6 protein-coding genes are annotated in these 11744 nt (G+C 42.2%); all 6 read left to right on the top strand.

What is annotated here, in order from left to right:
- Nucleotides 1-2644, top strand: a 2644-nt coding sequence (locus KQP79_RS25040) for a SusC/RagA family TonB-linked outer membrane protein (protein ID WP_264386579.1), incomplete at its 5' end; no start/stop codon positions are given.
- Entirely contained in the window at nt 2644-4179 is a 1536-nt protein-coding gene (locus KQP79_RS25035; RefSeq protein WP_081104610.1) for a RagB/SusD family nutrient uptake outer membrane protein, read from the top strand. The genes KQP79_RS25040 and KQP79_RS25035, both read left to right, overlap by 1 nt.
- 30 nt (nt 4180-4209) lie before the next feature.
- Nucleotides 4210-5700: a glycoside hydrolase family 30 protein gene (locus tag KQP79_RS25030; RefSeq protein ID WP_009040968.1), complete on the top strand. Its 1491-nt coding sequence runs from the start codon at nt 4210-4212 to the stop codon at nt 5698-5700.
- A gap of 22 nt (nt 5701-5722) precedes the next feature.
- Complete coding sequence (locus tag KQP79_RS25025) at nt 5723-7720, top strand: DUF5125 domain-containing protein (RefSeq protein WP_061447858.1); 1998 nt, start codon at nt 5723-5725, stop codon at nt 7718-7720.
- Nucleotides 7721-7905: 185 nt separating this feature from the next.
- The gene (locus tag KQP79_RS25020) at nt 7906-10158 is read left to right on the top strand and encodes a glycoside hydrolase family 3 C-terminal domain-containing protein (protein WP_008770461.1); all 2253 of its coding nucleotides are present in this window, start codon (nt 7906-7908) and stop codon (nt 10156-10158) included.
- A 213-nt stretch (nt 10159-10371) separates the two neighbouring features.
- On the top strand, nt 10372-11181 hold the full coding sequence (locus tag KQP79_RS25015) for a Fic family protein (protein ID WP_004309893.1): 810 nt from the start codon (nt 10372-10374) through the stop codon (nt 11179-11181).
- The last annotated feature ends 563 nt before the right edge of the window (nt 11182-11744 follow it).

The raw sequence follows: 11744 nt of genomic DNA, 5'->3' as shown, positions 1-11744 counted from the left end.
GAAAGATGTGACTACCGCTATCTCTTCCGTATCTACCAAGGATTTGGATATGCGGCCTATCGTTTCGGCAGGACAGGCCATTCAAGGTAAGGCAGCCGGTGTCTCGGTGATTCAGCCTAACGGTACGCCGGGCGGTGAAATGTCTATCCGTGTTCGTGGTACTACTTCAATGAATGGTAGTAATGATCCGTTGTATGTAGTAGATGGAGTGCCTGTAGACAATATCAAGTTCCTTTCTCCGAATGATATTGAGAGTATGCAGATATTGAAAGATGCTTCATCGGCATCTATCTACGGTTCGCGTGCCGCTAACGGAGTCATTCTAATTACTACGAAGGCCGGTGCAGCCGGTAATGCCAAAGTTTCTTTGACAGCCCAGTTCGGTTTGAACAAAGTGGCCGATAAAGTAGAATCCCTGAATGCAGCACAATATAAAGAATTGCAGGATGAAATCGGACTAGTGTCTTTGCCGGACGGATTACCCGACCGCACCGACTGGTTTGATGAAACGTATACGACCGGAAAGACTCAAAATTATCAGGTAGCTGTATCCAATGGTAATGAGAAAATGAAATATTACCTTTCTGCGGGTTACCTCAAAGAACAGGGAGTGTTGGACATCTCTTATTACAAGCGTTACAATTTCCGGGTAAATCTGGAAAATCAGGTTCGTAAATGGCTGACAGTAAGTGCTAATATCTCTTATTCAGATTATACAAGCAATGGAGGCGGAGCAATGGGAACAGGCTCGAATCGGGGTGGTGTTATTCTGGCTGTTATCAATACACCGACTTATGCGCCGGTGTGGGATGCTTTGAACCCTAATCAGTATTACAATAACTTCTATGGAGTGGGGAATATCACCAATCCATTAGAAAATATGGCCCGTGCGAAAAATAACAAAGACAAAGAAAACCGCTTGTTGGCATCGGGTAATATATTGCTGACTCCATTTCCGGAACTGAAGTTTAAGTCTACTCTTACTCTTGACCGTCGCAACGCCGTTAATACCACTTTTCTTGATCCGATTTCTACTGCTTGGGGCCGCAATCAGTACGGTGAGGCTTCGGACAATCGGAATATGAACACAGTGCTGACATTTGATAATGTATTGACTTATAATAAAAACTTCAAGAAACATGGCTTGGAAGTAATGGCCGGTTCGTCATGGACGGATTCAGACTATTCAAATAGCTGGATCAATGGCTCCCACTATCGTAGCGATCAGATTCAAACATTGAATGCTGCCAATAAAATATCTTGGGATAATACGGGTACGGGTGCGTCCCAATGGGGAATTATGTCATTCTTCGGACGTGTAGCTTATAACTTCGACAGTAAATACCTGGTAACAGCTAATCTTCGTGCCGATGGTTCTTCTAAATTGCATCCCGATCATCGTTGGGGCGTATTTCCTTCATTCTCTGCAGCCTGGCGTATTTCTTCGGAGAAGTTCATGGAGAACCTTACATGGATTGACGATTTAAAATTGCGCGGTGGCTGGGGACAAACCGGTAACCAGTCGGGCATTGGTGACTATGCATATTTGCAGCGTTACAATATCGGTCGTATCGAATGGTTTAAGAAAGGCGGCGAAGGTGATTCTACTGATTATGCAAATGCTGTTCCTACCATTAGCCAGGCCAACTTGCGTACATCTGATTTAACATGGGAAACCACGACACAGACCAATATAGGTCTGGATCTGACCATATTGAATGGACGGTTGACGTTTAATGCCGATTATTATTATAAGAAGACCAAAAACATGTTGATGAATGTGTCATTACCTGCCGGTGCCGCAGCCGCTACGTCTATTGCCCGTAACGAGGGTGAAATGGTAAATAAGGGTTTTGAGCTTTCTATTAGTTCGAAAAATCTTCGTGGAGGAGCATTTACATGGGATACAGACTTCAATATCTCTTTTAACCGGAATAAATTGACAAAACTGGAATTACAGAAAGTTTATTACGATGCTAAAACTGCGGATGTGGTGAATGACTATGTGGTACGTAATGAGCCGGGCCGTGCTTTGGGAGGTTTCTACGGTTATATAAGTGATGGGGTAGATCCTGAAACCGGTGAATTGATGTATCGTGATTTGAACAATGACGGTAAAATATCATCTTCCGACCGTACCTATATCGGTGATCCGAATCCGGATTTCACCTATGGTATGACTAATACCTTTTCATGGAAAGGCTTTAACTTGAGTATCTTTATCCAAGGTTCTTATGGAAACGATATTTATAATGCTTCACGTATTGAAACGGAAGGTATGTATGATGGTAAGAATCAGTCGGTTCGTGTACTGAATCGTTGGAAAATACCCGGACAGATAACAGACGTGCCTAAGGCTAATTTCAAATTGCTCAATTCTACCTATTTTGTAGAAGATGGCAGTTATCTAAGATTGAAGGATGTTTCCTTGTCCTACAACGTTAAAGGTAAACTATTGAAGAAATGGGGAATTACCCGTTTGCAACCTTACTTCACGGCTACTAACCTGCTGACATGGACCAGCTATTCGGGAATGGACCCGGAAGTAAACCAATGGGGTAACAGCGGTACGGTACAAGGTATCGATTGGGGTACTTACCCGCATTGCAGATCATACGTGTTTGGTATTAATGTTGAATTCTAATGAAAGGAAAGATTATGAAACTAAGAACTATATTTTACGGATTAACCTCCGGCTTGCTATTGGGACTTTCTTCCTGCTCGCTGAATTATGAGCCATTAGACACCTATTCGGATGTGACGGAAGGAGTGACAAGTGATGGTACAAAAATCGTATTCAAGGATAAAGCTGCAGTTGAAAGTCATCTGACAACGCTTTATAATCAAATGCGTGACCGTCAGGAACATTGGTATGTGGATTTACTTTTGATTTCAGACTCCCATTCGGATAATGCTTATGCCGGTACTACCGGAGCGGAAGTTGTCCCGTTTGAGAATAACTCTATTGAAGGTTCCAATTCTGTGTTGGAACGTGACTGGAACCGTTATTTGGAGGATGTGGCCCGTGCCAATAAACTCATTTGTAACATTGACCTGGTGACAGATAATTCGTTGACTACTGCCGAACGGGCGCAATACAAAGCAGAAGCGAAGATATTCCGTGCCATGGTAATGTTTGACATGGTACGTCTGTGGGGTGATTTCCCTGTGATTACAACGGTGGCTGATGATATTACTTCTGAAAACATTGATGAGGTATATCCACAATATTTCCCCAAACAAAATACGGAACTTGAAGCTTATCAGCAGATTGAAAAGGATTTGTTGGATGCAGTATTGTATGCTCCGGACAATACGCCGGGGAATAAGACGTTGTTTTCCAAATCTGTAGCTCGTACCTTATTGGCTAAAATATATGCCGAGAAACCTTTGCGTGATTATACGAAAGTTATCCAATATTGTGATGAGGTGAAAGCAGACGGTTTTGATCTGGTAGATGATTTCAGTGATTTGTTTGGAATGAATGCTGCGGGAACAGATGCAAAGATGCGTAATACAAAAGAATCGATTCTTGAAGCACAATTTACATCCGGAGCAGGTAACTGGTGTACATGGATGTTCGGGCGTGATCTCGTGAATTGGAATAACAATTTCACGTGGGCGAAATGGGTGACTCCGTCACGTGACCTGATTAGTGCTTTCAAACAGGAAGGGGATGAAGTCCGTTTCAAAGAATCAATAGTCTATTACGATTGTAATTGGAGCAACTATTATCCGTCTGATAATTATCCGTTTATGTATAAATGCCGCTCTGCCAACAGCAGTATTATCAAGTACCGTTATGCCGATGTCCTGTTGCTGAAAGCAGAAGCACTGATTATGCAGGATACGCCGGATTTGGAAGGAGCCGCCGATATAATAGATAAAGTTCGCGACCGTGCCAAATTGGGAGCACTTCCCACCTCTGTCCGTTCAAACAAAAACGTCCTGCTGAATGCCTTACTTAAAGAACGTCGGTTAGAACTGGCTTTTGAGGGACAACGATGGTTTGATCTGGTCCGTCTGGACAAGGTAGAAGAGGTGATGAATGCAGTGTATTCCAAGGATTCAGGTCGCAAAGCGCAGATTTATACTTTTGATAAGAACTCCTATCGTTTGCCAATTCCGCAGTCGGTAATCGACGCGAATGATAAGATTCACCAGAATCCGGGTTATTAATTCAACTAAAAACATAGAAAACTTAAGATTATGATAGACATGAGAAATATAGCATTGACCTTTTTAGGATGCTTCACCATATTAGCTGCATGCAGCAACAGTGACGATGCGGAGAAACCGGTTACACCTGTTCCGACCGGAGATGTGACTATTTATGCGACCACTAGCAGCCTGACTCGCGATTTGACCCGTGATGCCGTTAATTTCAGCTCGAAAGATAATTTGGCACCTACTTCAATCACATTGAATCCGACTGAACAATATCAGACAATGGACGGCTTCGGAGCTGCTATCACAGGCGCCACTTGTTTTAATCTTCTGCAAATGAAACCGGAAGATCGTCACGCCTTCCTTACGGAAACATTCTCTGACGACAAAGGCTTCGGATTTAGCTATATCCGTATCTCTATCGGCTGCTCGGACTTTTCATTGAGCGAATATACCTGCTGCGATACGAAAGGTATTGAGCATTTTGCTTTGCAAAGTGAAGAGAAAGACTATATCCTTCCGATTCTGAAAGAGATTTTGAGCATCAATCCTTCTATTAAAGTCATTGCCGCCCCTTGGACTTGTCCAAAATGGATGAAAGTAAAGAGCCTCACAGATCTTACTCCGCTGGATTCATGGACAAACGGTCAGCTGAATCCAGCCTATTATCAGGACTATGCCACTTATTTTGTGAAATGGGTACAAGCATTCAACGCCGAAGGCATTGATATTTATGCTGTAACTCCCCAGAACGAACCGTTAAACCGTGGTAATTCCGCTTCGCTTTATATGAGTTGGGAAGAACAGAGGGACTTTGTGAAAACAGCACTCGGACCTAAATTCAAGGCAGCCGGACTGGCTACGAAAATTTATGCATACGATCATAACTATGATTATAGTGATATTGCAACAGAAAAGAACTACCCCGGTAAGATGTATGAGGACGCAGCAGCTTCCCAATACCTGGCTGGAGCAGCTTATCACAACTATGGCGGGAATCGCGAAGAGCTTTTAAATATACATAAAGCCTATCCTGAAAAGGAACTTCTTTTCACGGAGACTTCTATCGGAACATGGAATAGCGGACGTGATTTGTCGAAACGATTGCTGGAAGATATGAAAGAAGTAGCATTGGGTACGATCAACAACTGGTGTAGGGGAGTTATAGTATGGAACCTGATGCTTGATAATGACCGTGCTCCTAACCGTGAAGGCGGTTGCCAGACTTGCTACGGAGCGGTGGATATCAGTAATAGCGACTATAAGACAATTATCCGCAACTCACATTATTATATCATCGCCCATCTCTCAAGTGTGGTGAAACCGGGAGCGGTACGTATCGGTGCATCCGGCTATGCTGATAGCAATATCATGTATTCTGCTTTCGAGAATCCGGATGGAACATACGCTTTTGTACTGATGAATAATAATGAAAAGACTAAAAAGATAACCTTAAGTGATGGTAAGCGTCATTTTGCTTATGATGTTCCGGGCAAATCTGTGACTTCCTATCGTTGGGCAAAGTCGGAATAAGAACCTTAAAACGATCAAGACAATGAAAAAAAACAGTTATATTATATTGGCTTTGGCAGGAATGTTATCCATGAACTCCTGTAATGATGACGAATTCTTGCCCGGTAATCCGAGTATGGAAATCAAAGCAGAGAATGCAGACGCTCTTTTTGGTGACAGTCTTCCGTTTACGATTAAAGCCTCGGATGTGGATGTGCCTCTTTCTACGTTGAAAGCACAGCTTTTTTATGGAGAAGAACAAGTGTCTGAAACGGTCATCCGTACAAAGACAAGCGGAAATGACTATACTGGTAAAATCTTTGTTCCTTATTATGCTAATATTCCTAATGGAAAGGCAACTTTGAAATATATTCTTCAGAACATTCATTTTACTACCACAGAAATGACGAAAGAACTCGCTCTGGCACGACCGGACTTCCCCTATCTGACATTAGTGGATGAGGAAGGAAAAGAGTACCGGATGGAACGTCAATCCATGTACAAGTATAGTGTGACAGGAGGCTTCTCGCAAAAGATGAAAGCGTATATCAAGACTCCGAAAGTGGGAGAGAATGGGAACGAATTGACCTTCGGCTGGGAGAATGGAACGATTGAAGCCGGTTCTACTAATGCTATCTCATTTTCTAATACGGAACCGGGAAATTATGCTATCAAGTTTAATACGTTGACTTACGAGGCAGAACCATTTGCCAAGTTAAAGGTGAACGGTGAAGATATGGAATTGGTAGAGAATGATATCTATGCAATCAAGTTGACTTTGAAGAAGAATGACATTCTAGCGTTTGAAGGGGTGCCTGATTATGATAATTGGTGGATAGACCAGGATTATTTTGAAAAGCAGGAAGATGGAACATTGAAATTCCTGCCGATTGACGGAAGTTACCAAATAACAGCCAATGGTAAAATGAAGTATTTCTCTGTCATTGCTTTGAAGAATGGTGAGGCTGCCAAGTTGCAGGATGATGGAACAGGTGCTATCTGGGCTATTGGAACAGGAATCGGTAAACCGTCGGTGGCACTTTCTGAAGTAGGGTGGACTCCGGAAAACGGTCTGTGTATGCCACAGCTTACTGCGAAGAAGTATCAGCTGACATTTATAGCTGGCGTTACCATGAAAGTGGATGATATTAACTTTAAGTTCTTCCATATCAATAAATGGGACAACGGCGAGTTTAAGGGTGATGCTATTTCTACAACGAGTGAATTGGTTAAAATCTCATCGGACGGAAACTTGGGACTGGAAGAAGGTCAAAAGTTCGAAAGAGGAGGTATTTACAGGTTTACAGTTGATGTGACGAAAGGCAATACCAAGGCTGTGTTGACAGTGGAGAAAGTAGGGAAGGTAGATTTACCTGCACCGGATATTTTCTTTGGTAATGATAAGATGGAGGTGACAGATACTGATATATATAAGTCGGATCAGGCGTTTACACAAGGACAAATGATAACTGTTACAGGCATTGATAATTTGAATGAATGGTGGATCGATCCTGACTTCTTTGAGAAACAAAGTGATGGTGCATTGAAGTTCCTGCCGATTAACGGAGATTATCGGGTGACAGCTAATGCTGTTTTGAAGTATTTTTCTGTAATGGCTTTGAAAGATGGTAAACCGGCCAAATTGCAAGATGACGGAACGGGTGCAATCTGGGCTATCGGAAAAGGAATCGGTAAGCCTTCTGTTACGTCTTCCGAAGTAGGTTGGGAGCCAAGTAAAGCGCTCTGTCTGGCGCAAGTTGCTTCTAAAAAGTATCAGCTAACCTTGAAAGCCGGGGAAACGTTGAAGACTAGTGGTGACCCGGAAGTGATTAGTTTTAAGTTCTTCCATCAAAATGATTGGGGAGGAGAATTCGGCAATTATGCAAGCTCTATTTTAGTGGAACAGCTTAAACTTGCAGATTCCGGAAATTTGGAAATGCAGGATAATAAAGCATTTGAAGAAGGAGCTGTCTATCGATTTACCATTGATGTAACGAATGGCAATGCAAATGCTGATCTGAAGGTTGAGAAAATAAATTGATCTGAAGATTAATGCCGGATTTTTATTGAAACTATCCTGAAAGGGTATGATGAATTGTACCCTTTCAGGATTCATCTTTGGTCGGAATAATGTAAAAAACATTAATAAACTCGTCCGCAACTAGGAAATATCCCCTGTTTGGGAGTCTATATAAATAAAGTATGAACTTATTTCTTATATCATAAATGAACATGAAATTCAAAGCAATGTTACTTGGCTTGTCTGTGATAACTGCGTTGCCTGCCTTTGCGCAGAAGCCCGTGTATCTGGACACTGGTAAGCCTATCGAAGAGAGAGTGAAAGATGCATTGAACCGGATGACCCTTGAAGAAAAGGTGAAGATGATTCATGCACAGTCTAAATTTAGTTCGGCAGGCGTTCCCCGCCTCGGAATTCCCGAAGTATGGGCTACCGACGGTCCTCATGGTATCCGTCCGGAAGTGTTGTGGGATGAATGGGATCAGGCTGGATGGACAAACGATTCCTGTATTGCCTATCCGGCATTGACGTGTCTTTCTGCTACATGGAATCCCGAAATGTCGCATCTTTATGGGAAAAGTATCGGTGAAGAGGCGCGTTACCGCAAGAAAGACATCTTGTTGGGGCCCGGTGTGAATATCTACCGTACTCCCTTGAACGGACGTAACTTCGAGTATATGGGAGAAGACCCGTATCTGTCCGCCACTATGGTGGTTCCTTACATCAAAGGTGTACAAGAGAATGGGGTAGCTGCCTGTGTGAAGCATTATGCATTGAACAATCAGGAGTTCAACCGTCATACCACCAATGTGCAATTGAGTGATCGTGCTCTTTATGAAATATACCTGCCTGCTTTTAAAGCGGCTGTTCAGGAAGGTGGAACATGGTCGATTATGGGCTCTTATAATCTTTATCAGGGACAGCACGCTTGTCACAACAAACGTCTGCTTAAAGATATTCTTCGTGATGAATGGGGTTTTGATGGCGTTGTAGTGTCCGACTGGGGAGGTGTGCACAACACCGAACAGGCTATTCACAATGGCATGGACTTGGAGTTTGGTTCATGGACGAACGGACTGTCTGCCGGAACGAGAAATGCGTATGATAATTATTACCTTGCTTTCCCTTACCTGAAACTGATAAAAGAGGGTAAAGTAGGAACAAAGGAACTGGATGAAAAGGTTAGTAATGTCCTTCGTCTGATTTTCCGTACTTCAATGGACCCGCACAAACCATTTGGCTCTTTAGGTTCTCCCGAACACGGGCAAGCCGGACGTCAGATTGGAGAAGAAGGGATTGTACTGTTGCAGAACAACGGTAACTTATTGCCTATCGATTTGAATAAAGCTAAGAAAATAGCCGTTATCGGTGAAAATGCCATTAAGATGATGACTGTGGGCGGTGGTAGTTCTTCTTTGAAAGTGAAATATGAAATTTCTCCATTGGATGGACTGAAAAGTCGTGTGGGCTCAAAAGCAGAAGTAGTATATGCCCGTGGGTATGTAGGCGACCCGACAGGAGAGTATAACGGTGTGAAAACCGGTCAGGACTTGAAAGATAACCGTTCGGAAGATGAATTGCTTGCAGAAGCTTTGCAAGTGGCTAAAGATGCCGACTATGTAGTCTTCTTCGGTGGCTTGAACAAGAGCAATCATCAGGATTGTGAAGATTCGGACCGTGCTTCTTTAGGTTTACCATACGCACAGGATAGAGTGATTAGTGAACTCGCAAAGGTGAATAAAAACCTGATCGTGGTCAATATCTCCGGCAATGCTGTGGCTATGCCTTGGGTAAATGAAGTGCCGGCCATTGTACAAGGCTGGTTCCTGGGTTCGGAAGCCGGAACAGCTCTTGCTTCCGTATTGGTAGGAGACGCCAATCCTTCGGGAAAACTTCCTTTCACCTTCCCGGCAAAACTGGAAGATGTAGGGGCTCATAAATTGGGCGAATATCCGGGCAATAAGGAGGAACTGGCACAGTCTAAACATAGAGGAGATACGATTAATGAAATCTATCGGGAAGATATTTTTGTAGGTTACCGTTGGGCGGATAAAGAAAAAATCAAACCGCTGTTCCCGTTCGGACACGGATTGAGCTACACTACTTTCGCTTATGGAAAGCCTTCGGCTGACAAGAAAACAATGACAGTAGATGATACTATCTCTTTCACGGTCAATGTGAAGAATACAGGAACTCGTGAAGGTCAGGAAGTTGTTCAGCTTTATATCAGTGATAAGAAATCCTCTCTCCCTCGTCCGGTAAAAGAGTTGAAAGGTTTTCAGAAAGTGAAACTGGCTCCGGGAGAAGAGAAGGCGGTAACGCTGACGATTGATAAGAAAGCATTGAGCTTCTTCGATGATGCTAAACACGAATGGGTGGCCGAACCGGGTAAGTTTGAGGCAATCATCGGTAGTTCATCCAGAGATATTAAAGGTACTGTACCATTTGAGTTGAAATAGGTAGATGTTTGGTTAGAGATTTTTTTAAGGAGATGACAGAAAGTCTGGGTACTCGGAAAACGCTAAGTGATTGCAACAAATCGACTTAGCGTTTTTTTATTGCCTAATTTTCCCAGCGTTTGCAAAAAAATAGTAAGAAAGTAGTCGTTTCGCTTGGTAAAGTGTTGTATCAGAAGTAATTTTGGGAAAAATAACAATTAAGGTAACCTAATTATGGAAAAAGGTATTTGGCTGGAAATAGAGGAACTGTATAAGGAGTTTCAGCAACTCGGTATCAGTCAGTCGGTGGACTATGAGAAGTACTACCTCTATTCTCTTATTACCCATTCTACAGCCATTGAGGGTTCTACACTAACCGAAATGGATGCACAGCTTCTTTTCGATGAAGGTGTAACAGCTAAAGGAAAGCCGTTGGTATATCATCTGATGAATGAGGACTTGAAGAAAGCATACGAGCTTGCTAAAAAGGAAGCGCAACGCAATACTGTTATAACTCCTGCTTTTTTGCAGAAGTTAAACGCTACTTTGATGCGGACAACAGGGGGAAGGCATAATACAATAGGCGGCTCTTTCGATTCTTCCAGAGGTGAGTTCCGTTTGTGTGGCGTTACGGCTGGTGTAGGTGGGCGTTCTTATGTGGGTTATCAAAAAGTACCTGTTAAAGTAGAAGAACTTTGTTTCTTGTTGCAGGAACGGCAAAAGAATGTGGAAACGTTCCGTGAACAATACGAATTAAGTTTTAATGCTCACCTCAATTTAGTGACTATTCATCCTTGGGTGGATGGCAACGGGAGAGCAGCTCGCTTATTGATGAACTATATTCAATTCTGCTATCATCTTTTCCCCGCTAAGATTTTTAAGGAGGATAGGGCAGATTATATCCTTTCTTTACAACAGGCGCAAGATGATGAAACCAACCAGCCTTTTTTGGATTTCATGGCGGTGCAATTGAAAAAATCACTGTCTTTGGAAATTCAAAAATATAAAGCTTCTCACGATAAAGGATTTAGTTTTATGTTTTAATCTTGTAGGGCTTCTTTTGATAAGACTTCCACCCATTGTATATTGTGTTGTTTTTCATTAACGAAATCACCATTACAGTAACGGCGGTTGCATTTATTAATATCGAACTTATGTAATTCTCTAATAGTTTTAAATAAAGGTTCATCAGTTTCACCGTTAGCTGAATAGTTATAGACCAGATATTTATGGTGGAAGAGGTACATAAAATAATAAAGAATCATCCTTCACACTCTTCACTGTTCTTTTTATATGCCATAAGCTAAAGTAAATATGCTATAAGCAAAAACGAATATGCTATCAGCTAAAATTAATAAGCTCATAGCAAACGCTCCATCAAGTATTAACATTTGAGCTATCGACTATTAATACTTTGTATTTAGGCTATTAATACTTGAGTTGTTGGCTATATATACCCAAGACGCACGATATATATATCCAACGTGTTAGATCTATATGACCAATACATTGGATCTATGTAAGCGTCTCCGCGATTCTATCTTGTCGCCCTTTTTTCATTCTTATATTTTTGCGATGTATAAAAATGAAGCATTATGGATTTAGCA

The organism is Bacteroides sp. DH3716P (genome assembly GCF_025914115.1).
Taxonomy (GTDB): domain Bacteria; phylum Bacteroidota; class Bacteroidia; order Bacteroidales; family Bacteroidaceae; genus Bacteroides; species Bacteroides ovatus.
Note: the sequence above shows the minus strand (reverse complement) of the source record. Positions and strands in the feature narration are given on the sequence as shown.